Source organism: Mesorhizobium sp. LEGMi-168a (assembly GCF_058312955.1).
Genome location: NZ_JBZEGV010000011.1, coordinates 136,842 through 160,773, shown reverse-complemented (window position 1 = coordinate 160,773; position 23,932 = coordinate 136,842). Strand labels below are relative to the sequence as shown.

Genomic DNA, 23,932 nt, shown 5'->3' with positions numbered 1-23,932 from the left:
GAGGTCTTGGCGACGGGCTTTGCCGCGGGAAAGGCGGGCGCGAAGTTGTTTACCGCCGTGAGTTTTCTGCCGGCCAAATGGGCCGCGGAGCAGGCACTGCCATGCGCGTGAAGATCATCGGATCGGCGGCGGGAGGCGGCTTTCCGCAATGGAATTGCAACTATCGCCTGAGCCGCGCGGCTCGCGCCGGGATGTCCAGCGTGCATTCACGAACCCAATCATGCATCGCCGCATCCGCGGACGGGACAGGCTGGGTTCTCTTCAACGCGTCGCCCGACATTCGCCAGCAGATTGCGCAAACGCCTGAACTGCAGCCAGCAGCCGACGCGCCGCTGCGTTCGACGCCTATCCGCGCGGTGGTACTGACCAATGCCGACATAGACCATATCGCCGGCCTGCTCAGCCTGCGTGAGCGACAGCCTTTCGCAATCTATGCAACGGCACAGGTGCTGGCGACGCTGGAGGCGAATTCGATTTTCAATGTTCTCGATCCGGCGATCGTGCCGCGGCGCCTTCTGGCGCCAACGGAGGAACTGGCGATCTGCAATGCGGACGGCCATGAGACCGGCGTGGTCGTCGACGCCTTTCCCGTGCCCGGGAAGATCGCGCTCTATCTCGAGCAAAGCGGCGATCCCAGCGCCGATTTCAGCTCCGACACGGGCGATACGATCGGAGTCCGCATCGCCGGTGTCGGCAGTCGCGGCGCTGTCTTCTACATCCCGGGCTGCGCGCGCATCGATGCCTCCCTGCGCACTCGCGTGGCCGAGGCCGCCTGCCTTCTGTTCGACGGCACCGTCTACACGGACGACGAGATGATCATTGCCGGCGTCGGCCAGAAAACCGGTGCGCGCATGGGGCACATCGCAATGTCTGGAGAGGCGGGTTCGATTGCCAGCCTGGCCGATGTGAGGATCGGCCGCCGTATCTTCGTCCATATCAACAACACCAATCCTGTTCTCGACGAGAATTCCGCCGAACACGCGGCGGTCAAAGCGGCTGGCTGGGAAGTCGCCAGCGATGGCATGGAGATGGAATTTTGAGCGATTTCCGCGACGCGGCCAGAGGTGGCCTGTCCAAGAGCGAGCTCGAGGCCGTGCTGCGGCGGGTCGGTGACGAGCGCTATCACAACCGCCATCCCTTCCATCACAGAATGACCGGCGGCGCCCTGTCGAAGGCCGAAATGCAGGCCTGGGCGCTGAACCGCTATTGCTACCAGGCCGTCATTCCGCGCAAGGACGCCATGATCCTGGCACATGCCGAGGATCCGGCGTTTCGCGCTGCCTGGCGCAAACGCATCCAGGACCACGACGGCGAGGACGGCTGGAGCGGCGGCATCGCGCGCTGGCTGCATCTGGCAACCTCGCTCGGGCTCGATGCCGAAGCCGTCAAGAGCGAAAGGCTGGCGCTGCCGGCGACCCGTTTCGCCGTCGGCGCGTACCTTTCCTTCTGCACGAACCGGACGCTGCTCGAGGCGGTCGCGTCTTCGCTGACCGAGATGTTCTCGCCGCTCATCATCGGCGAGCGGGTGCCGGCGATGCTGGCGAAATACGACTACATCACCGAGGATACGCTGGCCTATTTCAGCCGGCGGCCCGAGCAGGCATCGCGCGACGCCGACTTCGCCCTCGCCTATGTGCTGGCCCATGCCGATACGGCGGAGCGCCAGCAACAGGCGATCGATGCGCTTGTGTTCAAATGCGATATACTCTGGGCCATGCTCGACGCGCTTCAACATGCTTATGGCGCGCCGGGAAACATACCGCCCGGCGCCTTCCGCCCGCAGGCAGCCTCATGATGGCGCTGCGCGAAAGGGCCATAGTGTCGTTGCAATCGGTGCCATCGCTGCCGAAGCATGTGCGCATACAGTACGACCCCGTGCGGCAGGCCTTCGCCGTGCTCTCGCCGGAGAAGGTATTCTGGCCGAACGAGATCAGCCTCGACATATTGCGCCGCTGCGACGGGCAGTCCACGGTCGGCCACATCATCGCCGATCTTGCGGCCGACTATGACGCCGAGCAGGAGGCCGTGGCGGCCGACGTCATCGCCTTCCTGCAGGAATGGTCGGACAAGCTTTTGGTGAAGCTATGAGCGAGCCCATTCTCCCTCCGATCGGCATGCTGGCGGAACTGACGCATCGCTGCCCGCTGCAGTGCCCTTATTGCTCCAACCCGCTCGAATTGCTGAAAGCCAATCGCGAGCTCGACACGCAGACCTGGCTCGATCTCTTCTCGCAGGCCGCCGATCTCGGTGTTCTGCAGGTGCATCTTTCCGGCGGCGAGCCGACGCTGCGCCGAGACCTGGAGCAATTGATCGCCGGGCTTTCGGCGCGCGGCGTCTACGCCAACCTCATCACCGCCGGTATCGGCATAGCCGAAGGCCGCATCGAGGCGTTTGCCGAAGCCGGGCTCGACCACCTGCAACTGAGCTTTCAGGGCGCCCGGCCGGCAACCACCGATCGCATCGGCAACCATCAGGGCAGCCACCAAAAGAAGCTGGAGACGGCACGCCGCGCGCGGGCGGTCGGCCTGCCGCTTACCATCAATGCGCCAATCCACCGTCACAATATCGAGGAAGTGCCGGAGTTCATCGATCTTGCCCTTTCGCTGGGCGCGGAGCGGCTTGAGATCGCCAATGTCCAGTATGCCGGCTGGGCGCTGGCCAATCGCGATGCGCTGATGCCCGATCTTGCTGCGGTCGACCGGCAGGCCGACATCGTCGCGGCGGCGCGCGAGCGGCTCGCCGGCGTCATCAACATCGATTTCGTCACGCCGGACTATTTTGCCACCTATCCCAAACCGTGCATGGGCGGCTGGGCGCGCGACGCCTTCATGGTCGCCCCGGACGGCATGGTGCTGCCGTGCCATGCCGCGCAGACCATTCCTTCGCTTCGCTTCGAGCGCTTCGGAGAGCGCACGCTTGCCGAAATCTGGACCGATTCACCGGCATTCAACGCCTTCCGCGGCACCGAGTGGATGCAGGAGCCGTGTCGAAGCTGCGAGCGTCGCGAGGTCGACTGGGGCGGCTGCAGATGTCAGGCGATGGCGATTGCCGGCGACGCCGCGGCTACGGATCCAGCCTGCATCAAGTCGCCGATCCACACTCGCATGGCGATGCTGATCGACGCCGCGTTGGCGGAGGCCACGCCCGGGGCAGATGAAAACGGCGCGGAGAATTTCATTTTCCGGCGGATAGGCGCCACAACTCGGCCGGACGTACCCGACCACCCGCCCATTCACCAACCACCGTCGATGGCGACATTGCGGAGCCGCTGATCATGTCGGATGCGTTGCGATTGGCCTGGACCAAGGAGCGCCGAATGGCCGAGATGAGCCATCAGCGCTGCGGATTGGCGACACGACGCGGGCCTATTGCTAACCGTGGTCCTTTGCCTCTGACGGGGCCTCGGTAGCCCACCACAAGTCCACAAAATCAAAGCGATGCGTAAAGGTTCGCCACCGAGACTTGGCTAGCTGAAGAAAGAAAAGATCGTTAAATCATTGACAAACAACGACAATGGCGAGCCCGGAGGATGTGCTCAAATTGTTGATTTCATTGATTATTTTGTGGGTTTAAATCAAAAGTCTTCCCGCATTGTTCCGTATGGTTCTGCGACCTGCCGCGCAGTCGAATTTCGCTACGATATGCTTCCCTGACGCCAATTTCGGATTCCAGGCGTCCGAACAAGGGCTCGCTCGCGCCGTTTCTTAGGCTTAGATTGTTCCAACTGGCGGGAGGTCCGTCCCTTGCGAGAAGAGCAACGCAGGCTTGCAGCGATCTTGGCTGCCGACGTGGCAGGTTACTCGCGGCTGATGGCGGCCGACGAGTCGGGAACGCTGGGACGGCTGAGGCGGCTCCGATCTGAGGTATTCGAGCCCAAAATCGCCCGGTTCCACGGACGCATCGTCGGCTCGGCCGGGGACAGCCTGCTGATCGAGTTTGGGAGCGCCGTCAATGCCGTGCAGTGTGCGATCGAGCTGCAGCGCGAGCTGGGCGGCGAGAACGCCGGGCTCCCCGAAAACCGGCGTATGGCCTTCCGTATGGGCGTAAACCTCGGCGACGTGATCGTCGAAGACGACACGATATACGGAGACGGTGTGAACATCGCGGCACGGCTTGAAAAGCTCGCGGAGCCTGGCGGCGTTTGCATCGGGCGCGCCATTTACGATCAAGTAAAAGGCAAACTCGAATACGTCTATACGGATATCGGCGAGCAACGGGTTCACAACATTGCGGAGCCGGTACGCGCTTACCGTGTCATGTCCATCGAGCAATCCCCTACCAGCTCGTCCGTGCCGTCGGCCAAGGATGCGCTTCTGTTCCGCAACCGACCATCGATCGCGGTGCTGCCTTTCACCAACATGAGCGGCGACCCAGAGCAGGAATATTTCTCTGACGGCATCACCGAGGACATCATTACGGACCTCAGCAAGGTCGGGGCGCTGGCAGTCACCGCGCGCAACACCACCTTTGCCCTCAAAGGCAGGTCGATGGATGTCGGCGAAGCGGCGCGGCAATTGCGCGTTTCGCATGTGTTGGAAGGCAGCGTACGCAAGGCGGGTAGTCGCGTTCGCATCACCGCGCAGCTGATCGACGGGATGAGTGGGCATCATGTGTGGGCCGAGCGCTACGACCGTGATCTCAACGACATATTTGCGCTCCAGGACGAGATCGCGCGGGCCATCGTCGATGCCCTGAAGATCCGGCTGATGCCGGCCGAGTATGCTGCCATCGGCAAACGCACGACCGAGAATGTCGAAGCCTATCAATATTACCTCATGGGACGGCAGCATTTCTTGCGCCTGGGCCGTCGCAATCACCTTTCCGCCCGACGCCTCTACCAGCGGGCGCTCGAGATCGATCCCAAGTACGCGCTGGCGCGGGCCGGGCTGGCGCTGGCTGAAGGCATGTTGCTGAGATCCGGAGATCCCAGCGCAAACCTTGTCACCTTGAACGCCGAGGCGCAGCGCGCGCTGGCCTTGGACTCGACGCTGGCGGAAGCGCACGTGGCCCACGCGATGGCGCTTTTCCAGAAGGAGCAAATCGAGCTCGCGGGCGCCGCCTGCCGGCGAGCAATCGCGCTCGATCCCGATCTCTACGAGGCGCACAGGACCTTGGGCGACGTGCTGCGTATGGAGCGCAAGTTTGCAGAGGCCGCGGCCACCTACGAGAAGGCGGCGGAGGTTGACCGCAACAGCTACGGTGCGATGTGCATGCTCTGGGATTGCCGCAAGACCTTGGGCGACGAGGAGGAAGCCCGCAGGCTTTCAGGGGCGTTGCTGACCCGCATCGAGAAAGCCATGCAGCTCTATCCGGACGATGGGGCAGCCTATGCCTATGGTTGTTACATCCTCCACAATCTCGGCCTGGACGAACGCGCCCTCCAGTGGGCCGAGCGCGCGATCACCATCGACCCGGCGGACTATAACAGCCACTACAATGTCGCGTGTTTCCTGGCGGCGATCGGCGCCGTCGAAAAGGCGATCGACACGCTGGAGCACTGCGTGCCGCAGCTCGGATTGCAGCAAGTGCACTGGATGGCGCAGGACGTGGATATGAATCCTGTGCGCGATCATCCGCGCTATCGGGCGCTGATCGAGCGCCTGGAGGTCGGTTTGGCGAAGGCAGAAGGCCAATCGGGAAGCGGAATCGAAGGACGGCCTTCCGGGGCTTAGAGCCATGTCCCGCTCGGGACTGCGAGACGGCTTTAGGTCATGACTTCCGATTCCGAAGGGCCGCGTCGCGCCGGTCGGTGACGCTGCGCCGCCGAGTGACGCAAGCCGCATGCTGCCCAGCTTCTGGGGCAATCTTCACCGACTGATTACGCCCCGACACCTTTTGACCCGCTGCGATGTCTCCCCGCGCCTTCCTGGGAGATTCGGCTCCCGTCACGTCAAAGGGCCTGTTGAGTCATTCAGGTTCTCGAGGCCGGCATGGAAGAAGCCTTACCAACCAACGCCCCGTGGGGCTTCCGATTCTACAAAGACCCCAAGGGGTTCGAGTCCAAAATGGCTGGAGAATACAATAAAATCAAACGTTTAAATTGTTGGTGGCGCTGGCAGTCACATGCGAACCAGTCTCTGTCTGATTTTCCCTGTTAGACGCGCAAAAACAGCGAGTTTTCGGTATTTTTAGGTGCCAGAGCTATTTTTCACCCGAAATCGTGTAGTGGATTCAATGCTTTAGGTGGATTTTCCCTAGTTTGGCTAACAGGGAAATATCCGCAGCCCTAACAGGGAACTTTCCCATAAAAGCGCTAAAGGTTTTTGCCGCATTCAACGCTGGCACCAACACCTTTTGAAGCTTCTCAAAGATGACCGAGCGCCTCTGATATTCTGGCCGCCGCATTGAGTAGCGCAGGTAGAGCGGCTGCACGCCGTGCCTGGTCAAGATCGGCCTTGGGTCCCGACATGGCGACGGCCGCGACTGCTCGCTCGGAGGCGAAAACCGGTGCCGCGAGGCTGATGACACCTTCGCGGGAACCGTCCACCGTCATTGCCCAGCCGCGCTCCCGCGACAGCGCCAGATCTGCCTCGAAGGCGCCGATGTCCAGCCCGCCGGCGCGCGGATGGGCGGCAACCTTGGTTGCCACAGCATCGGGTTCCTGCCAGGCCAGCATTGCACGCCCGGACGAAATCAGGAACGCCGGCAGGCGCGTACCCGGCTGTGCCGACACGTGCGAGATGGTCTCGGCTTCGACCTTGTCGAGGTAGAGGACGTCGTCGCCGTCGAGTACGGCGAGGAAGACATTGAGACCGGTATCGGCATGGAGCGCACGCAGAAAAGGCTGCGCGGTGCGTCGGAGCGGATCACGACTCATGATGCGCATGCCGGTTTCCCAAGCCTTCAGGGTCGCTAAGTATCGGCCGGATTCATCGGCACGGCGCACATAGCCGAGATCTGCGAGCGTACCGAGCAGGCGCGAGACATTCGAGCGCGTCAGATCCAGTTCGCGGCCGAGTTCGGTGGCACCTCGCGGCGCATTGCTGACGGCAAGCGCTTCGAGGAGTTGCAGGCCCTTGCGCAGTGTCTTGTCCATCAATCCCCGCGCTCCGCCTCGCCCAGCTCGATCGTCAGCATCAACGTGCTCAGGCTCTTGCCATGCGGATCTTGCGCCAGCGACCGCGTCACGCCGCCCCCTAGTGCATTCTCGATGACGAAGTTCAGTGCCCACAATTTCGGCAGTTCATAACGGCGCACCGGGCCTGCCGCGACATGGCGGAAGGCTTCCGTGACGCGTTCCGCCGTCAGACACTTGCGCAGGATGTTCCAGGCCTTCTCGTCATAGGCAATGACCGAGACGTTCGACGTGTTGCCCTTGTCCCCGGCGCGAGAATGCGCAAGGTCGTAAACGCGGGTGCGGGTCGCATTCTTGTATGACGCGCCTTCATTGCACATGGCCGACTACCTCCACCCGAGGCCTAACGTGACGGCGCGGCAGCAGAACCGACTTCACCGCCAGGACCTCCTGGACGCCCAGGCTGTAGCCGCCGCCCGCGCCGGCTGGACCCTGCATGTGCAGGCCGCGCACTTCGGCGCCAACGGCGGCGGCCGCGTTGCGGTCGGCGCTCCGCGCGGCGACCCGCAGCCTGACCTCGTACGGCTCCGGGCGGAAAGGATCCTCGCCGTGGAGGCTCGAAATGCCGATAAGGTCGACCCGCATTTCCGGATAGGCATAGCCAAGGCTGTGGAGCCTTTCCCTGACCACTTCCGCACCGAGGCGCGCGCGCGCAACCGCGTTGATCCCGGCAAAGCCCATCTCGCCGATGCCGATGTAGCCGTCGAAATAACCTACGACCACCTTGTAGCTGTCGGTGCGCGGGCGGGCGGCGGCGCCGATGACTTCGACGCGCTCCCTGCCGCGCTGGATGAAATCGACACCAGTGATGTCGAGCACGCAGTCCGGCGTGATGTAGCGCGACGGATCGTGGATCTCATAGAGGAGCTGCTCCGTGCATGTAGCGCGGTCCAGCCGGCCGCCGCTCTGCGGCGTTTTCGACAGGATGACCTTCCCGTCACGTGTGACGTCGGCGAAGGGATAGCCGAGGCCCGCGAGGTCCTCGACCTCCTTGCGGCCGGGGTCGGCGAAGCAACCGCCGGTGAGCTGGCCGGAGCACTCCAGCAGATGGCCAGTGACGGTGCCGGCGGCCAGGCGATCGAGATCGTCATAGGACCAGCCGAAATGATGCAGCATCGGCCCCAGGAACAAAGACGGATCGGCAACTCGCCCCGTGACCACGATCTCCGCGCCCGTATCAAGCGCGACACGCACCGCATCGGCGCCGAGATAGGCGTTGGCCGAGGCCATTCTCGGCAGGATTTCCTCCAGCGGCAGGCCGTCCTCCAGCGTCGTCAGGCTACCGTGCTGATGCAGCAGATCCGAGACATCGTCGCCAAGCACAACGGCGCAGGACGGCTGCGCAAGCCGCAACGCTTCGGCCTCTTCCGCGATAGCTGCGGCTGCACCCTTCGGATTGGCGGCGCCCATATTGGTCACAATACGCACGCCATTGGCACGGCAAGCCGGCAGCACTGAGCGGATGCGCTGGCGCAGCGAGGGCGTATAGCCGCGCGTCGGATCCTTGGAGCGGTCTAGCGTCTCGCGGGCGATGGTGCGCTCGGCAAGGCATTCCATCACCAGATAGTCGAGCCCTCCACGCTCGGCGATTGCCTGCGCCGGCGCAATCCGGTCATCGGCCATGCCCGCACCGCTGCCGATTCGAACGATCTCGGTCATGTCCTAAAATCCAGACTCTTGTTGCGTATTTCAAACTATAAGATCAAAATAGGCGCGGATCAATGCACATCTGTTGGAGGCCGGCGTGTACCCACCAGCCACGGAAATCCGCACGGAAATCGCTTACCGGGTGCCCCACAGTCTGTACCGCAGCGGTGAAACCAGCCGCTGGATCGCGACGCGGCGCGGCGGACCGCTGCATTCGTTCCTCGAAGGCCCATCGTTCGACAGGCACGGAAATCTCTATACGGTCGACCTTGCCCATGGTCGCATATTCCGCTTTTCGCCAACCGGTGAAGCCACTGTCTTCGCCGATTATGAGGGCGAGCCGAACGGCCTGAAGATCCACCGCGACGGCCGCATCTTCGTGGCCGACCGCATTCACGGCCTGTTGGTCTTCGATCCCGTCGCCGGAACCCGCGAAACACGGCTGGCTGGCCCGGGCTCCGACTGTTTCCACGGCCTCAACGACCTCGCCTTCTCCTCCACCGGCGACCTTTACTTCACCGACCAGGGCGACAGCGCGCTGGAGGCGCCGTTCGGCCGGGTCTTCCGGCTGCGCGCCACGGGTGAGCTCGACCTCATCATGGAGGGCCTGGCCGGTCCGAACGGTCTCGTGCTCAACCGCGAGGAAACACTGCTCTACGTCGCCGTGACGCGAACCAACCAGGTGCTGTCGTTGCCGCTGCTGCCCGGCCATGCCGGCATTCACAAGGCAGGCATATTCCTGCAGCTGTCCGGCAGCCCCACAGGACCGGACGGCATGGCGCTCGACGAGGACGGCAATCTCGCCGTCGTGCACGCCGGGGCTGGGACGGTCTGGCTGTTCAGCCGCCTGGGTGAGCCGCTGTTCCGGATCCGGTCCTCGGCCGGGCTCCGCACCACCAACATTGCCTATGGCGGTGCGGAGCGACGCACCTTGTTCATCACTGAAGCCGAGCAGGCGGTGATCCTCAGAGTTGACTTGCCGACTCCAGGCGTCACGCTCTACTCCCACAAATAGGTCGGCCACTGCACACACATACAAGCGCCCGATACGCCCGCACGCAAAGCTTGGCGAAGCCGGCAAAATTTGGTCCAATCGCATCCGAGCGTGGAGATCGCCGTTGAGCGCTGTGCATCTGATCAGGAGTTATCTGCTCTTGCCCTTTGTCGAGGCCGTCGAGGCGAGAGGCCATGACGCGACGCAGATGCTGTCAGCGCACGGGCTGAAGAGTTCCGACCTCGTCGAACCGCATTTCCGGCTGCCGTTTGCGACCTTCCTGGCGGTCCAGCAGCAGGCGGCCGATCTCGTCGGCGACCCCTGTCTCGGCCTCAGAATCGGCGCGGAGATCCGCCAGGAGCAGGTCGGTTCGCTCGGCCTGCTGATGGCCACGTCGCGCACCCTGCGCGAGGCGCTTTTGCATTTCTCGCATTGGGGCGCGTCGATGCAGGAAGGCTGGGAACTCGAATTCATCGACACGCCCGAGGGCGCCGACTATGTCTATCGCGTGCATCAGCTCGGCGTTTCGACAAGACAGGACGTCGAATATTCCCTGGCCAATATGTGTAGCCTGATCCGCACCCGCATGGGGCGGGCCTGGGCGCCAACGGAAGTCCATCTCGGACATTCCAACCCTTCGCGGGCCCGTGTCTACGAGGGTATCTTTCGAGCGCCGGTCTTCTTCGACCAGCCCGTCAACAAGCTGGTGATCGCCCGGCAGGACCTGATGCTTCGTTCCGAGCGGGTGAGCTACGCCCTGCTGCCGATTGTCGAAGCGCATCTTCAACTCGCCCGCCAAGCGACCACGCATGGCGAGGATCTGGTGCGCCAGGCCAGCCTGATCGTTGCTCAGTCGATGGGGCGACGGACGGTCCAGATCGGCGACGTGGCGGCCAAGCTCGACATGCCGGTACGCAGCCTGCAGCGCGCGCTGGCGGAGCGGGGCACGAGCTTTCGCGACATTGTGCGACAAGAGCGCCAGCGCGTGGCCGAGAACCTGCTCGCGCAGGGGCGCATCAACTCGATCACAGAGATCGCCATCAGCGCCGGCTATGCCGATGGCTCGGTCTTTTCGCGCGCCTTCCGGGCCTGGACCGGCGGCGCGCCAAGCCGAAGCCCGTTGCGCAAGAAGGCGCGGTAGTCAGCGGCATTTGCGTGATCAGTGGCCCAGCGGCGGCAACATCTTCATGCCGGCCATCTCATTGATCACCGAGCGGTAGCTTTCATAGCTGCTGACCGTGCCGAAGAAGCCGAGGCGCTTTACCTTGTCGGCGTTGAGGAGCTGCGGAACGGCCGACAGGATATAGTCGAGCAGGCCGAAGATGCGGTCGATGTCGGTCAGACGCACTGGGGCCAGGCCGTGCAGGCGCGCGAGTTCCGCCCAGGCCTCCTGCACCGCCGGACGCTTCGCCCATTCCGAAAAGGTGAAGGTGAACCGCATGCGGCCTCTCGGTCCAAAACCGCGCGGCGGATCATATTTGAAATCGACCTGCCGGTAGGCCGAAACGTCGTCGGACGGCGGCGTGTAATCGATGCCGTACCAGCCGGCCAGCTTCTGCCATAGCCTGCCCCAGGTGAAGGCGCTGTCGTCCGTCATGTTGAGGCTCTCGTTGGCGGTGGTCTCCGACAGCACCGCCCATTCAGCCATGTAGCCGTTCAGCATCGCCGACGAATTCGTCGCCGGGCATTCCCAGGCGGCGAGATCGCCAGGAAACACCAGCGGCTCGTTCATGTGCCTGCGGATCGAGGCATACATAGCCAGCGGCAGCGTGATGTTCATCGCGGCGTCGGGCACGGCGCCAAGCACCCAGCCCGGGCGTGTCTCCACCCAACTGATGCCGTGCCGCGCGCAGAACGCCTTCAGATAGTCGTGCTGCGCGTAATAGAAATTCGGCTCGAGCCCCTCGCCCACCCTTGGATCGGTCTCTTCCTGCGGATATGTGACCGGGCCAAGATGCACGCCGTAATATTTCATGCCGAACTGCACCAGCACGCGCCTTGGCAGGGAGTCTGCAAGGACCAGCGCCTCGAGAAAATTCTGCAGCAGCTTGAGATTGACCTCGGTCAATCGTTCGGCGTCTTCCCAGATCGTCCTGCCCGGTTCGGCCGGTGGCTGCAGGTAGGCGCAGAAGAAGGCGTAGTCCGCTTTCACGTCCTTCGCCGTCAGCTGCGCGGCAATGGATTGCGGCGAGGCATCGAGCAGATCCATCGCCATATGCTCGACCCCGGGCCCAGGGGTCTCGCTCGTCGCCGGCCGGCGCGAAATGGCCCAGATTTTCGACCAGCGCTGCGGCGACTGAGCCAGCACTCTGACGATGTACGAGCCGGAGATGCCATTTGCGCCGGCAACGATTGCCGTCAGCCCTCGAAGCGTCTCTGGATAGGTGGGAAGCCCATGATAGATGCCACGGGACTGAATGACCTGTGTAGTCATGGGCTTCTCTCTCATCGACGGCCATCAAACTACAGGACTTAGCCCGCTCAGGCGGCGCGCTTGCGGGTGACGAACTTGTCTTGGAGATAGGCCTGCAGCCCTTCCAGCCCACCTTCGCTGCCCCAGCCGCTGTCCTTGACGCCACCGAACGGCGTCTCGGGCATCGCAAGGCCGAAATGATTGAGCGATATGGTACCGGCCTCCACCTCGTTGGCGATACGGTCGGCGGCTTCCAGACCATTCGCGAAAGCGTAGGCGCTGAGGCCATAGGGCAGGCGGTTCGCCTCGGCGATCGCCTCGTCCAGCGACGAGACGGGATTGATCACTGCGACAGGTCCGAACGGCTCGTCGTTCATAATCCGCGCGCCGAGCGGCACATGGGTGAGCACGGTCGGTGCGTAAAAGTAGCCTTCATTGCCGAGGCGACGCCCGCCGGTGCGCACGGAGGCTCCTTTATCCCTGGCGTCCTGCACGAAAGCCTCAACCGCGTCCGGCCTGCGGCCGTGCGCCAGTGCGCCCATCTGGCTCTCCGGCGACAGGCCCGGACCGACCTTGATCGCCGCGCTGCGGGCGACGAAATCCGCGACGAAACCGTCGAAGACGCGCTCATGGACGAGGAAGCGCGTCGGCGAGGCACAGACCTGGCCGGCGTTGCGGAACTTCATTGCGACAGCGAGGCCGGCGACCTTACCAACGTCTACGTCGTCGGCGACGATGAATGGGGCATGGCCGCCGAGTTCCATCGTTGAGCGCTTGACATAGCGGGCGGCGAGCGCGCCGAGATGGCGACCGACCGGCACCGAGCCGGTGAACGATATCTTGCGGATGACCGGCGATGGGATCAGATATTCCGAGATTTCCGCCGGGACGCCGAAGACGAGGTTGACGACGCCGGCCGGCACGCCCGCATCGGCGAAGCAACGCACCAGTTCCATGGTCGAGGTCGGCGTCTCCTCCGGCGCCTTGGCGATGATCGAGCAGCCTGCCGCAAGCGCGGCCGCGATCTTGCGCACGAGCTGGGTCACCGGAAAGTTCCAAGGGCTAAAGCCAGCCACCGGTCCCACCGGTTCCTTCAACACCGTCTGGGTGATGTCGGGGCCGCGCCCGGGAATGACGCGGCCATAAGCGCGACGGCCCTCTTCCGCGTTCCAGTCGATATGGTCGGCGGCGATCACCGCTTCGAGACGCGCCTCGGCAAGCGGCTTGCCCATTTCGCGGCTGATCGCTGCAGCCACCATCTCGTGCCGCTCGCGCAGCAGCGTCGCCGCCTTGCGGATGATGGCAGAGCGATCGAAGGCGCTCTTGTCGCGCCACAGCTTGAAGCCGCGCTGGGCGGCTTCAAGTGCGCGATCGAGGTCGGCCGTCTCTGCGAAGGGAACCTCACCGAGGGTCGCACCGGTGGCAGGGTCGAATACCGGCGCGGACCGCGTGGCTGAGCCACGCGTCCACTCGCCGTCGATGTAGAAAGAAGCGGTCATGGAAACCTCCTGAAGGGATGGCGACGACTAGGCGGCTGCTGTAGCGGGCTTGCCGCTGCGCAGCGTCGAGTGGATCAGGTCGAGGCCGGCTTCCATCTTGTCGATGATCTCGGTGATTTCGGCCCTGCTGATGATCAGCGGCGGGCTGAGCGCGATCGTGTCGTTAGGGCAGGAGCGCAGGATCACCCCGTTCGCCTCGCACAAGCGCACCAGCGTCGGGCCGATCCTGTCGGCGGTGGCGAAATTGCGCCGCTCCGCCTTGTCGGCGACGATCTCGACGCCGGCGATCAGGCCGGCGCCACGGACATCGCCGACCAGCGGATGGTCGCCGAGGCGCCTCTTCAGCTCTGCCTGCAGGAACTCACCGGTCTCGGCCACCCGCGATATGATGTTCTCCTCCTCATAGATCTTGAGCGTCTCGAGCGCGACCGCGGCCGGCACAGGATGGCCGGAATAGGTGAAGCCGTGGCCGAAGGTCCCAATCGCGTGCGTCTCCTCGGCGACCGCATCGACGATCTTCCTTCCGATCAGCACGGCGCTGATCGGCAGGAAGGCTGCTGACAGCGCCTTGGCGCAGGTCAGGATATCCGGCTCGATCCCCATGGTCTGCGACCCCCAATACGAGCCGGTGCGGCCAAAGCCGCAGATCACCTCGTCGGCCACCACCAGCACGTCGTGGCGACGCAGCACCGCCTGGATCTTCTCGTAGTAGGTGCGTGGCGGGACGATCACCCCGCCGCCGCCCATGATCGGCTCCATGAACATCGCCGCGACCGTGTCCGGCCCCTCGGCGACGATCAGATCGTCAAGTTCCTTGGCGCAGCGGCTGGCGAAATCCTCCTCGCTCTCGTCGGGCAGACCGTTGTGGTAGAAGAGCGGCGTCTGTACGTGGTGGAAGCGCGCCAGCGGCACGTCGAACGAGGTGTGGTTGATCACCTGGCCGGTGACGGAGGCCGTCGCCAGCGTGATGCCGTGATAGCCGCGCACACGGCCGATGATCTTCTTCTTCTCGGGCCGCTTAAGCGCGTTGTTGTAGTACCAGATCAACTTGATGGCGGTGTCGTTCGCCTCCGAGCCGGAATTGGCGAGGAAGACCTTGCTCATCGGCGATGGCGCGAGTTGCACCAATCGCTCCGACAGGTCGACCAGCGGCTGGTTCGTCTTGCCGGTGAAGGCGTGATAGAAGGGCAGCTTGCGCATCTGCTCATAGGCCGCGCGCGCCAGTCGCTCATTGTCGAAGCCGAGCGAAGCGCACCACAGGCCGGCGACCGCATCGATATAACCTCGTCCCTCCTCGTCGAAGACCCGGACACCCTTGCCGCGCGTGACCACGAAAGGCTCGATGTTGGCGAGCGGATCGACAAAGGGATGCAAGGCGAAAGCCTTGTCGCGCGCAGCGGTCGAGTTGGGGATCGAAACGGTCATGGCGTCCTCCAGGAAAAAGGCATTCGTCGCGCGGCGCATGACGTCGCGCGCCTCGTTTTGAGTTTCGGATTGGGGGCCGGCGGCTAAGCCGGCCCCCGCGGTGTCATTTCGCCAGCAGCACGTCCAGCGGGATGTTCTTCGAGATCGTGAACTGGTCGATCACCTTCGACTTGCCGTCGACCACGTCCGTCACCAGGAACGGAATCTGCGTCTGGATGTGGACGTCGGGCGTGAAAGTGCGTGGGCCGAGCAGCGAGGGCTCGTCCTTGTAGGTATCGAGCACCTTGACCACGGCATCGGAATCGAAGCTCCCGGCTTTCTCGACAGCCTTTGCCCACAGCTGGATAGCGACATAGCCGTCGAAGACGCTCTGGTTGACCGGCGGCGCGCCGTATTTTGCCTTGTAGCGCTCGACAAAGGCGTTGACGTCGGCGCGCGGATCGTCGCCGCGGAAGGACCCCTTCGCCAGGCCGACGAAATCCTTCAGACCCGGAGTGGAGTCCAGCCAGTAGTCGCCGTCCATCGCCGTCCCGTTCAGGATCGTGGAGGTGATGCCGGCCGCGCGCAGCTGGCGCGCCACGCTGGCGGCGCCCGGGATGTAGGAGCACAGCATGATGACGTCGGGCTGCGCTGGCAGCGCCTTGATGCGGGTGATCTGCGAGGCAATGCTGGTATCGCCGTTCTTGAACGTGTCCTGGCCGACGACCTTGGCGCCCTCGAGCTGCGGGAACTGCCAGTCGAAACCGGCGCACAGGCTGCGATCATACTGGATGCTGGTATCGACCAGCAGGTAGCCGGTGCGCGCCTTGCGCTTGGTGTAGGACCACTCGGCCATTGTCGCGCCCTCGGCATTGGCAACCGAAGAGGCGCTGTAGGAATGTGGACCGATGCCTTGAACGCCGGCCTTGATGTCGGCGGCGCACAAGAAGATCGAGATAGTGCCTGCCGACTCGGCGGCCAACGCCGAGGGCGAGCCCATGTCGTAGTCGCAACTGACGATCATCACACCGACGCCGTCAGCGAGCAACGTCTGGGCGGCCTGAGCTGCATGGGCAAGGTCGGTGCGGGTGTCCTCGATCACCGGCTTCAAGGTTTGGCCGAGCAGCCCACCCTTGGCGTTGATCTCCTCGATCGCAAGCAGCGCGGCCTGAGTCGCGCCCTTGTCGTAGGCTTCCATCCAGCCCGATTGGGCGATCGCGAAACCGACTTTCATATCTTCGGCAAAGGCCGGAGCTACAGTTGCGGATATTAGGCCAAGACCGGCGCAGGTCGCTGCGAGGCCGCGCAGAAGCATATTCCCCTTCATAGTGTGTGCTCCACTGTGGTTGTCCCAACGTTGTTTTTTGAGTTGCTCAGGTCGCGATCGAGCTTCCCGAGCAGGGAAGCGGGCAGTGTGATCTCGCGATCGCCGACGAGACCTTGCGGACGCTTCACAAGCGCCACGCACATTGCGGCCGCGATCAGGAAGTTCGCGGTCCCGGCAGGGATGCTGAAGCTGAAGCCGAACAGCTCGACGCTGCCTTCCAGCCGGATCAGAACTTCCATCGCTGCCGAGATCGCCAGCACTCCAGCCACGGCGCCAGTCAGGCTGAGCATGCCGCCGACGATCAGCATGGCGAGGGCGAGCAGCGTCGCCCCGAAATAGAAAGAATCCGGGCTGATGACGCCGAGATAGCGCGCTTGGAGATTGCCAGCGATGCCGCAGACGAAGCCGCTCAACACATAGGCGAGCAGGCGAACGCGAAAACCACGTATGCCGCAAGCTTGAGCCGCGATCGGATCTTCCCGGCACGATCTCAGCGCCAGCCCAGCCGCTGACGTAGCATGGACATGCGCAACAAGAATGGCAAAGATTGCCCAACCGAGCACAGTCCAGATGCCGAGGCCGGTCGGGATGCCGGCCAGCGATCCGACGCCGCCAGTGATCGGGTCGGAATTGGCATAGACCGTATTGATAATGGCGAGCAGGGCGAGCGTGGCGATCGATGCGGCTACCCCCGAAAGCCGCATGATGAGGACGCCGCTGGCAAGCGCCACCAGCGCCGCCAGCAGTCCGCTCGCGATCGTGGCAACTAAGGAGGGCAATTGCGCAGCGAGGATGATCTCCGGCAGCCCAGGCAGCAGCATTTGCTTCATCGCCGGCCGCATGGTCAGCCAGGCGGTGGCGTAGGCAGAGACGGTCGCGAAGCCGAGGTGGCCGAAACTCAGAATGCCGGAGTTCCCAACGAAGATGAAAAGCCCCACCACGAGCACGACGCTGATCAGCGTGCCGATACCAACGCGCACGATGAGCGGCGAAGCAAAGCCTGTAAGCAGCAGAACCGCGACGAGCAGCGCCAGGGACAAAATGACCGGCGTCGCATGCCTGGCGACGAGACGCTGAAGGGGGCGGCCCACGCTCATCTCAGATCCTCTGCGACCGGCTGCCGGCCGAGAACAGGCCGTCCGGCTTCAGCATGAGCACGACGATCACCGCCGCGTAGACGAAAGCATCGCGATAGGGACGCGCCGCGAGCGGCAGGGCGATCTGCAGGAAGACGCTGGCAAGGCCGATCAAATAGGCGCTGACGACGGCGCCGGTGAGGCTGCCGAGCCCGCCGACGACGGTGGCGACGAAGGCGACGAGCAGGATGCCGTCACCCATTCGGATGTCGGCGATGCCGGTCTGCGGCAAGGTGAGCAGGCTGGCGGTGGCGGCGAGCGCGCCGGAAATGCCGAAGGCGGCGAGGATGACCCGGTCGGCCGGCACGCCCAGCATGCGCGCCATGAGGAAGTTCTCCGACGAGGCCCGCATGGCGGTGCCGAAACGCGTGCGCTGCAGGAAGAGGGTGAGCGCCAGGAGAGCAAGCGCGGTGACCGCCAGGATGACGAGTTGCAGTCGCGGCACCATGAGGCCGCCGAACATGACCGGCTGCGTCAGCGCCGGCCACAGATCGAGCGCGATCGGACGACTGCCGAACATCATCAGCAGCAGGTTCTGCAGCGCCGAGCCGAGCCCGAAGGACGCGATCATCATCGTCGCCGGCTGCGCGCCGCGCAGGTGGCGGAAAAGCAGCACCTCCGACGCCATGGCCAGCAGCACGCCGATGGCGAGCACGACCGGCACCAGCGCCCAGCCGGGCAGAAGGCCTATGAACGGGCGCGAGATGCCCTCGCCTGCCGGCACCAGCAGCGCAAAGGCGCAGAAGGCGATGTAGTTGCCCTGCGCGAAATTGACGAGGCGCATGACGCTGAAGATCATGCCGATGCCAAGCGCGGTGAGCGCATAGATGCTGCCGAGGCTCAGCGCGTCGATCAGGTTCTGCGCCAGGTTGAGCATCATGCGGCCGCTCCTTCGAAACCGAAGAAGCTGCCCTCGAGCGATCTTTCCGCCGCCAGGTCACGCGCCTTGCCGGAGCGCACGACATGGCCGCTGCGCAGCATGAGCAGGCGCGCATCGACCTCGACGGCGCGCAGGAAACTCTGTTCGGCGATGAGGAGCGTGAGGTCGCGCTTTGCCCGCAGCGCCAGCAGGATATCGTAGACCTGGTCGATCAGCTTCGGCGCGAGGCCGAGCGATGGCTCGTCGATGGCGATCAGCGAGGCGCGCGTCATCAGCGCTCGCCCGACCGCCAGCATCTGCTGCTGGCCGCCGGACAAAAGGCCCGCAGGATCGTGCAGCCGCGGCTTCAGCGCCGGCAGTTCCGCCAGGACGAAGTCCATATCCTCCTGTATCCCTGCGCGGTCGCTACGTAGGTAAGCGCCAATGGCGAGGTTCTCGGCGACCGACAGCGAACCGAAGATCTCGCGGCCTTCCGGCACCAGCGTGAAGCCAAGCCGCACGATTGCTTCACTGCGCAGGCCGGCCGTCGACTTCCCTGCGATGGCGATGCTGCCCTGGCTCGGCGCCAGCACGCCGGCAATCGCCCGCATCAGGGTGGACTTGCCGGCGCCGTTCGGGCCGGCAAGGAAAACAATCTCGCCAGGCTCCACGTCGAGCGAGACATCGCGGATGGCGGTGAGCGGTCCGTAGCTGACACTGACGTCGTGAAGCGAGAGCATCGTCATGCCGCAACCTCCGCCCGTGCCGCTTCCTGGCGCTCCAGCGACGTGCCGAGATAGGCCTCGCGCACAGCCGCGCTGGCGCGGATCGCGTCCGGCGCGCCGGCGGCGATCTCGGCGCCGCTGTCGAGCACATGGATGTGGTCGCAGACCGAAAGGACGAGCGTGATGTTGTGCTCCACGAGCAGGACCGCGACACCCAACTCCTGGTGGATGCGGCGGATCAGGACACCAAGCTCGGTGGCCTCCTGCTGCGACATGCCGGCCGCCGGCTCGTCGAGCAGAAGGAAGGCGGGCTTCTCGACCAGGGCGCGCGCGATCGCGGTCCGCCGCTGGTCCGCATAGGAGAGCGTTGCCGCCCGCCGCTCGCCAAGTGCTGCGATGCCCATCCAATCGAGCGTGGCGTCGGCCGCGAGATCGGCCTGGCCGCGCGACTTGCCGAGACCGACCGCCGCCGCCGCGACATTTTCGTGCACCGTCAGCGCGGAAAACAGGCGGCCGGCCTGGAACGTCCGGCTGATGCCGCGGCGGCGCAATTCGCTTGGCGCGAGGCCGAGGATGCTGTCGCCGTCCAGGGTGATGGTCCCCGCAGTGGGGGCGATCATCCCAGTCATGACGTTGATGCAGGTGGTCTTGCCGGCTCCGTTCGGCCCGATCAGCCCGATGACCCCGCGCCCGCCCAGAACGAGCGACACGCCGCGCAGGGCCTTCAGTCCGCCGAAGGCCAGGTCGACCGATTGGAGGGCAAGCTCACCCATCCCGCTATTTGCTCCAGAATGCGACGGTACGCTTCTCGAACGCACCGCGGTACTGGCGCGTCGTCTTCTGGAGCAGTTCGCCGGAGCCCCAGTCGAGGATGACGGCGTGGCGGCGGATCGCGTCCAGCATGCCGATCTCGCTGGCCCGATAGCGGGCCGCGACGGCCTCCGCATCCTCACGCGCCCAGGCGATGCGGTTGGCGCGGATATAAGCACGCTCAGTGCGCGTCGCCTCCTCGTCGATCTCGTATTCGAGCAGGTCCGCATCGATGACCTTGAGGACGACTCCATAGTCGATCCTGGCACGGCCGACGGTGACATAGTCGTCGATCACGTCCTCGCGCACGGCTTGCGGATCACGCTCGAGCGGATCGCCAAAGCCGCCGCCGCCCGAGGTCGGACGGCTGAAATGGTCGCCAGGCCGAACCGGCACATCGGAGAAGACCGCGCCCATCCATTCGCCCTTGTCCGATCCCGCGCGCGTCAACGTGATGCCGTGAGGCACGCCAGGCAGGCCGCCCTGGATGCCCCACACGACGGACCGCTCACGGTCGCAGATATAGGACATGACTGTGGCGTCGACCTCGAGCATGGTGCCGCGCTTGATCACGCCGACGCCGCCCCGCCATTTGCCGGGGCCAGCCGAATCCGGCAGCGCCTGGTATTCATCGGTGATGATCGGCGAGCCGCGCTCCTGGCCCTCTACCGGCTGTGAGCGCAGGCCGGTGCCGAACAGGAAGGTCGTCAGGTTGCAGCCATCCTTGCCGTTGCGCCCGCCCCAGCCGCCGGGTAGCCAGTCGTAGAACATGAAGGTCGGACGCTCGGGCTTGCGCGCGTCCTGGCCGCCGGTGAGCAAATATTCGGAATGGAAGGTGCAGGCCATGGCGCGCTCGGGAATGATGCGCGACCACATTTCGGCGACCGAATTGACGATCTTGTCGAAGGGCATCAGGAAGCCTGTCACGGCGACCGGCCATTTGGCGTTGACGATGGTGTTCTCGGGCGCGATGACCTCGATCGTGCGGTAGAATCCGGAATTCAGCGGCAGGTCCGGAAAGAAGTTCTTCATCGCCGCCACGCAGGCCGAGAAGGTGCCGCCAAAGGCCGAGTTGTAGAGCGAGGCGACCGTCGGATGCGAGCCGGTGAAGTCGTAGATCGCCTTCTCGCCGGTGAGCGTCAGCTTGATCTTGATCGGGATCAGCCCCTCGCCCGCGCCAAGGTCGCGGTCGAGGAAATCCTCCGTCTCCCAGGTACCGCGTGGCAGTTCGGCCAGCCGCTGGCGAGTGGCGCGCTCGACATAGTTCTGGACGTCGGCGAAGCCGGCCTTGACTGTCTCTTTGCCGTATTTCGCGACGAGGCGCTGGATCTCGCGCGCGGCGATCATCGTCGCCTGCGCCTGCGATTGCATGTCGCCGATGATGGAGGCCGGATCGCGCGTCTGCGCGGCGATCAGGTTCGCCACGTCGTCGCAGAAGCGGCCGGCATGCCACAGCCTGACCGGCGTGATGCGGATGCCCTCGCGGAACATGTCGCGCGCCATCACGTCGAAGGAGCCGGGCGTCGAGCCGCCGACATCGGTCCAGTGGCCGTTCGACTGGGCGAAGCCGATGACTTCGCTGTCGATGAAGATCGGACGGATCAGCCGCACGTCGGAGAAATGTGTGCCGCCGGCATAGGGGTCGTTGATGGCGTAGACGTCGCCGTCCTCCATGCGGCCCTTGAACACGCGGATCACGTCCTTGCAGGTCAGATGAAGCGTGCCGACATGGCCGGCGAGATCCTGGTCGCCCTGGGCGACGGAATCGCCATTGACGTCGCTCAGCCCGTTGGAGAAGTCGCGGTTGTAGATGACGAAGGAGTAGCAGGTCCTGAGTATCTGCTCCGACATCTGGTTGACGGAGTTGATGAACGAGTTCTTCAGCACTTCGAAGGTCACAGGATCGAGGGCAAATCCTTCGGCGCGCTGCATTGCGGCGGCAGTGTTCATGGCTCAGGCCTCGAAGCGGATGACGATGTTGAGGAAGCGGTCGATCTCGGCGGTTACATCGGGCGGCACGACGGTGGTAGAGTCGAACTGTTCAATGATGGCCGGGCCGACGAGCCTGGCGCCCGCCTTCATCTCCTCGCGCTGATAGATCGGCGTGTCGGCGAACGGCTTGTCGTCGAACCACACCGTGCGCCGCTCCTTCGGCACCGGTTCCTCGCTCGACAGGGCATGCTCGGCGAGCGTGGCTTTCGGCGTGACGCCGATGGCGCTCAGATTGACGCGGTAGATGTCGACCAGCGCGTCGTCGCGGCGGAAATTGTACTCGCGCTCATGCAGCGCATGGAAGGCGGCGACGAGCTGGTCCACGGACTGCAGCGCCGCGCCGAACGGCACCGACAGCGAGCGCCACTGGCCCTGGTACATCATGTCGACGGAACGCTCGAGGATGACGTCCTGGCGTTCGACCCCCTCTTGCCGCAGCAGGTCCCAGGCCTCGTCTTCGAGCTTGGCGAACAGCGACATTAACGTCGCCATGTCGGTCTTGCTCGCCTCGCTGATGAAGGTCTGGCCGAGATCGTGCTGGACATCGACGAGCAGACAGCCGAGCGCCGAGGTGACGCCAGGATTGGGCGGCACGATCACGACCGGGATCGCGAGCTCAAGCGCGATCTCGGCGCCGTGCAGCGCGCCAGCGCCGCCGAAGGCGACGAGAGCGAAATCGCGCGGATCGTAGCCGCGGCTGATCGAGATGAGCCGCACGGCGTCCGCCATGTTGGCGTTCGCCACCTGGACGATCGCGTTTGCGGCGGCATGCACTTCCAGTCCAAGCGGTTCGGCGACCCCCTTGGCCACCGCCGCTTGCGCGAGCTTCGGATCGAGCGACATGTGTCCGCCGGCGAGGCTGGTGCCTTGGCGCCCCAACACGACATTGGCGTCGGTGTTGGTGGGGATCATGTTGCCTCGGCCGTAGCAGGCGGGTCCAGGATTGGCGCCGGCCGACTGCGGGCCGTTGCGCAGCGAGCCGGCCGGGTCGATCCAGGCATGCGAGCCGCCGCCGGCGCCGATCGTCAGAAGCTCGATCGCCGGAAAGCGGATCGGATAACCAAATTCGATGAACCAATCCTTGGTGACCCGGGAGCGCCCCTCGCTGGCCAGCGAGACGTCGCAGCTGGTGCCGCCCATATCGAGGCCGATTGAGTTCGGGAAGCCGCATTGCGAGGCGATGTGACGGCTGGCGATGGCGCCGGCGGCGATACCTGAACCGGCAAGGCGGGCGGCGAACTGCTTGGCGCCGCGGGCTGTCATCACACCGCCGCCAGAGTGCAGCAGCAGGAGATCGCGCTTGTAGCCTTCGGACTTGAGCCGCGCGTCCAGCGCGTTGCAATAGTCGCCGACGACGGGCGCGAGCGCCGCGTTGACCACGGTGGTCGAGAAGCGCTCGTGCTCGAAGATTTCCGGTAGGGTTTCCGACGAGGTCGTGACAGGGATGCCGTCCAGCTCCTCGAGCAGGATTTCCTTCATCCGTCGCTCGTTGGCGCCATTGGCGAAGGCGTTCATGAAGCAGACCGCGACGGCAGCAACGCCGCGCTTCTTCAGGATGCGGGCGACGTGGCGCGCTTCATCCTCGTCCAGCGGCTGGCGAACCCTGCCATTGGCATCCATCCGTTCGGCGACTTCCAGACGGTCCCGGCGTGGAATATAAGGCCGTGCCACATCCTTGTAGGTATCCCAGAGATCCTCCTTGTCGGCGCGCCTAATCTCGATGATGTCGCGAAACCCTTTGGTGCAGACCATCGCCGCGCGAGGCAGCCGCCGCGTGATGAGAGCGTTCGTGGCAACCGTCGTGCCATGCGCCAGCAGCGCGACGTCACCCAGCGCGACATTGCCCCGCTGCAGTCCGGCCATGAAGCCGTCGATCGGGTTTGGCGTCGAGGGCACCTTGGTGACGCGGATCGACTTGCTGGCGTCGTCCATGATGCAGACGTCGGTGAACGTCCCGCCTATATCGATCGCGACACGCAAAGATGTCATTCTGGCACTCCCATTCCTATGCTGTCGGTTGGCCGCGCGCCTGCGGACCCAGCAAGGGCTGC

At 64.4% G+C, this 23,932-nt stretch carries 20 protein-coding genes; 7 read left to right on the top strand and 13 right to left on the bottom strand.

Features of this window, described 5'->3' with window-relative positions; genetic code table 11:
* The first annotated feature begins 101 nt into the window (after window positions 1-101).
* The 5 genes from pqqB (at window position 102) to AC4FWB_RS16905 (ending at window position 5,672) form a co-directional block, all read left to right on the top strand.
* A complete protein-coding gene (pqqB, locus tag AC4FWB_RS16925) occupies window positions 102-1,040 on the top strand; it encodes a pyrroloquinoline quinone biosynthesis protein PqqB (protein ID WP_491027379.1) in 939 nt (312 codons plus the stop codon).
* A complete protein-coding gene (pqqC, locus tag AC4FWB_RS16920; RefSeq protein WP_491027377.1) occupies window positions 1,037-1,795 on the top strand; it encodes a pyrroloquinoline-quinone synthase PqqC in 759 nt (252 codons plus the stop codon). The genes pqqB and pqqC overlap by 4 nt, the downstream gene beginning before the upstream one ends.
* Window positions 1,792-2,088, top strand: a complete 297-nt coding sequence (gene pqqD, locus AC4FWB_RS16915; RefSeq protein ID WP_491027375.1) for a pyrroloquinoline quinone biosynthesis peptide chaperone PqqD — start codon at window positions 1,792-1,794, stop codon at window positions 2,086-2,088. The genes pqqC and pqqD overlap by 4 nt, the downstream gene beginning before the upstream one ends.
* Window positions 2,085-3,272 carry a pyrroloquinoline quinone biosynthesis protein PqqE gene (gene pqqE / locus AC4FWB_RS16910; protein ID WP_491027374.1) on the top strand — a complete coding sequence of 396 codons (1,188 nt, stop codon included), beginning with the start codon at window positions 2,085-2,087 and terminating at the stop codon, window positions 3,270-3,272. The genes pqqD and pqqE overlap by 4 nt, the downstream gene beginning before the upstream one ends.
* A gap of 504 nt (window positions 3,273-3,776) precedes the next feature.
* Window positions 3,777-5,672 carry a TPR end-of-group domain-containing protein gene (locus AC4FWB_RS16905; protein ID WP_491027373.1) on the top strand — a complete coding sequence of 632 codons (1,896 nt, stop codon included), beginning with the start codon at window positions 3,777-3,779 and terminating at the stop codon, window positions 5,670-5,672.
* Between the two features lie 632 nt (window positions 5,673-6,304).
* Here the strand turns inward: AC4FWB_RS16905 and AC4FWB_RS16900 are convergent.
* From AC4FWB_RS16900 to AC4FWB_RS16890, 3 genes are read right to left on the bottom strand one after another with little or no spacing between them, the layout of a single operon-like run.
* Entirely contained in the window at window positions 6,305-7,036 is a 732-nt protein-coding gene (locus AC4FWB_RS16900; protein ID WP_491027372.1) for an IclR family transcriptional regulator, read from the bottom strand.
* The gene (locus tag AC4FWB_RS16895; RefSeq protein ID WP_491027371.1) at window positions 7,036-7,395 is read right to left on the bottom strand and encodes an AtuA-related protein; all 360 of its coding nucleotides are present in this window, start codon (window positions 7,393-7,395) and stop codon (window positions 7,036-7,038) included. The genes AC4FWB_RS16900 and AC4FWB_RS16895 overlap by 1 nt, the downstream gene beginning before the upstream one ends.
* Complete coding sequence (locus AC4FWB_RS16890; RefSeq protein ID WP_491027370.1) at window positions 7,385-8,734, bottom strand: acyclic terpene utilization AtuA family protein; 1,350 nt, start codon at window positions 8,732-8,734, stop codon at window positions 7,385-7,387. The genes AC4FWB_RS16895 and AC4FWB_RS16890 overlap by 11 nt, the downstream gene beginning before the upstream one ends.
* Window positions 8,735-8,819: 85 nt before the next feature.
* Between AC4FWB_RS16890 and AC4FWB_RS16885 the strand changes: the two genes are divergently transcribed.
* Together AC4FWB_RS16885 and AC4FWB_RS16880 are read left to right on the top strand one after the other, a co-directional pair.
* Window positions 8,820-9,737, top strand: coding sequence for an SMP-30/gluconolactonase/LRE family protein (locus AC4FWB_RS16885; RefSeq protein ID WP_491027369.1), 918 nt, complete (start codon window positions 8,820-8,822; stop codon window positions 9,735-9,737).
* A 112-nt stretch (window positions 9,738-9,849) separates the two neighbouring features.
* Window positions 9,850-10,857, top strand: a complete 1,008-nt coding sequence (locus AC4FWB_RS16880; RefSeq protein WP_491027420.1) for an AraC family transcriptional regulator — start codon at window positions 9,850-9,852, stop codon at window positions 10,855-10,857.
* A gap of 18 nt (window positions 10,858-10,875) precedes the next feature.
* On the opposite strand, the gene AC4FWB_RS16875 is transcribed toward AC4FWB_RS16880, so the two are convergent.
* From AC4FWB_RS16875 to AC4FWB_RS16830, 10 genes are all read right to left on the bottom strand, one after another.
* On the bottom strand, window positions 10,876-12,150 hold the full coding sequence (locus tag AC4FWB_RS16875; RefSeq protein WP_491027368.1) for an SDR family oxidoreductase: 1,275 nt from the start codon (window positions 12,148-12,150) through the stop codon (window positions 10,876-10,878).
* A gap of 47 nt (window positions 12,151-12,197) precedes the next feature.
* Window positions 12,198-13,628: an NAD-dependent succinate-semialdehyde dehydrogenase gene (locus AC4FWB_RS16870; RefSeq protein ID WP_491027367.1), complete on the bottom strand. Its 1,431-nt coding sequence runs from the start codon at window positions 13,626-13,628 to the stop codon at window positions 12,198-12,200.
* A gap of 27 nt (window positions 13,629-13,655) precedes the next feature.
* A complete protein-coding gene (locus AC4FWB_RS16865; RefSeq protein ID WP_491027366.1) occupies window positions 13,656-15,053 on the bottom strand; it encodes an aminotransferase in 1,398 nt (465 codons plus the stop codon).
* Window positions 15,054-15,156: 103 nt separating this feature from the next.
* Window positions 15,157-16,266 (bottom strand): ABC transporter substrate-binding protein, encoded by a 1,110-nt coding sequence (locus tag AC4FWB_RS16860; protein ID WP_491027365.1) that lies wholly within the window; start codon window positions 16,264-16,266, stop codon window positions 15,157-15,159.
* An 89-nt stretch (window positions 16,267-16,355) separates the two neighbouring features.
* Window positions 16,356-17,456 (bottom strand): branched-chain amino acid ABC transporter permease, encoded by a 1,101-nt coding sequence (locus AC4FWB_RS16855; RefSeq protein ID WP_491027364.1) that lies wholly within the window; start codon window positions 17,454-17,456, stop codon window positions 16,356-16,358.
* A 1-nt stretch (window position 17,457) separates the two neighbouring features.
* On the bottom strand, window positions 17,458-18,375 hold the full coding sequence (locus tag AC4FWB_RS16850; RefSeq protein WP_491027363.1) for a branched-chain amino acid ABC transporter permease: 918 nt from the start codon (window positions 18,373-18,375) through the stop codon (window positions 17,458-17,460).
* Complete coding sequence (locus tag AC4FWB_RS16845; protein ID WP_491027362.1) at window positions 18,372-19,100, bottom strand: ABC transporter ATP-binding protein; 729 nt, start codon at window positions 19,098-19,100, stop codon at window positions 18,372-18,374. Before AC4FWB_RS16845 ends, AC4FWB_RS16850 begins: the two co-directional genes overlap by 4 nt.
* On the bottom strand, window positions 19,097-19,852 hold the full coding sequence (locus tag AC4FWB_RS16840) for an ABC transporter ATP-binding protein (protein WP_491027360.1): 756 nt from the start codon (window positions 19,850-19,852) through the stop codon (window positions 19,097-19,099). Before AC4FWB_RS16840 ends, AC4FWB_RS16845 begins: the two co-directional genes overlap by 4 nt.
* Window positions 19,853-19,856: 4 nt before the next feature.
* Window positions 19,857-21,839 carry a hydantoinase B/oxoprolinase family protein gene (locus AC4FWB_RS16835; RefSeq protein WP_491027359.1) on the bottom strand — a complete coding sequence of 661 codons (1,983 nt, stop codon included), beginning with the start codon at window positions 21,837-21,839 and terminating at the stop codon, window positions 19,857-19,859.
* A 3-nt stretch (window positions 21,840-21,842) separates the two neighbouring features.
* Window positions 21,843-23,870 carry a hydantoinase/oxoprolinase family protein gene (locus AC4FWB_RS16830; protein WP_491027357.1) on the bottom strand — a complete coding sequence of 676 codons (2,028 nt, stop codon included), beginning with the start codon at window positions 23,868-23,870 and terminating at the stop codon, window positions 21,843-21,845.
* Window positions 23,871-23,932: the final 62 nt, after the last annotated feature.

Excerpts from the sequence above, each read along its gene's own strand:
- AC4FWB_RS16875 (WP_491027368.1), bottom strand. The coding sequence starts at position 12,150 with ATGACTACACAGGTCATTCAGTCCCGTGGCATCTATCATGGGCTTCCC.
- AC4FWB_RS16855 (WP_491027364.1), bottom strand. The coding sequence starts at position 17,456 with ATGAGCGTGGGCCGCCCCCTTCAGCGTCTCGTCGCCAGGCATGCGACG.
- pqqD (WP_491027375.1), top strand. The coding sequence starts at position 1,792 with ATGATGGCGCTGCGCGAAAGGGCCATAGTGTCGTTGCAATCGGTGCCA.
- AC4FWB_RS16890 (WP_491027370.1), bottom strand. The coding sequence starts at position 8,734 with ATGACCGAGATCGTTCGAATCGGCAGCGGTGCGGGCATGGCCGATGAC.
- AC4FWB_RS16835 (WP_491027359.1), bottom strand. The coding sequence starts at position 21,839 with ATGAACACTGCCGCCGCAATGCAGCGCGCCGAAGGATTTGCCCTCGAT.
- AC4FWB_RS16850 (WP_491027363.1), bottom strand. The coding sequence starts at position 18,375 with ATGATGCTCAACCTGGCGCAGAACCTGATCGACGCGCTGAGCCTCGGC.
- AC4FWB_RS16830 (WP_491027357.1), bottom strand. The coding sequence starts at position 23,870 with ATGACATCTTTGCGTGTCGCGATCGATATAGGCGGGACGTTCACCGAC.
- AC4FWB_RS16845 (WP_491027362.1), bottom strand. The coding sequence starts at position 19,100 with ATGACGATGCTCTCGCTTCACGACGTCAGTGTCAGCTACGGACCGCTC.
- AC4FWB_RS16865 (WP_491027366.1), bottom strand. The coding sequence starts at position 15,053 with ATGACCGTTTCGATCCCCAACTCGACCGCTGCGCGCGACAAGGCTTTC.
- AC4FWB_RS16900 (WP_491027372.1), bottom strand. The coding sequence starts at position 7,036 with ATGGACAAGACACTGCGCAAGGGCCTGCAACTCCTCGAAGCGCTTGCC.
- pqqE (WP_491027374.1), top strand. The coding sequence starts at position 2,085 with ATGAGCGAGCCCATTCTCCCTCCGATCGGCATGCTGGCGGAACTGACG.
- AC4FWB_RS16840 (WP_491027360.1), bottom strand. The coding sequence starts at position 19,852 with ATGGGTGAGCTTGCCCTCCAATCGGTCGACCTGGCCTTCGGCGGACTG.
- AC4FWB_RS16860 (WP_491027365.1), bottom strand. The coding sequence starts at position 16,266 with ATGAAAGTCGGTTTCGCGATCGCCCAATCGGGCTGGATGGAAGCCTAC.
- AC4FWB_RS16895 (WP_491027371.1), bottom strand. The coding sequence starts at position 7,395 with ATGTGCAATGAAGGCGCGTCATACAAGAATGCGACCCGCACCCGCGTT.
- pqqB (WP_491027379.1), top strand. The coding sequence starts at position 102 with ATGCGCGTGAAGATCATCGGATCGGCGGCGGGAGGCGGCTTTCCGCAA.
- AC4FWB_RS16870 (WP_491027367.1), bottom strand. The coding sequence starts at position 13,628 with ATGACCGCTTCTTTCTACATCGACGGCGAGTGGACGCGTGGCTCAGCC.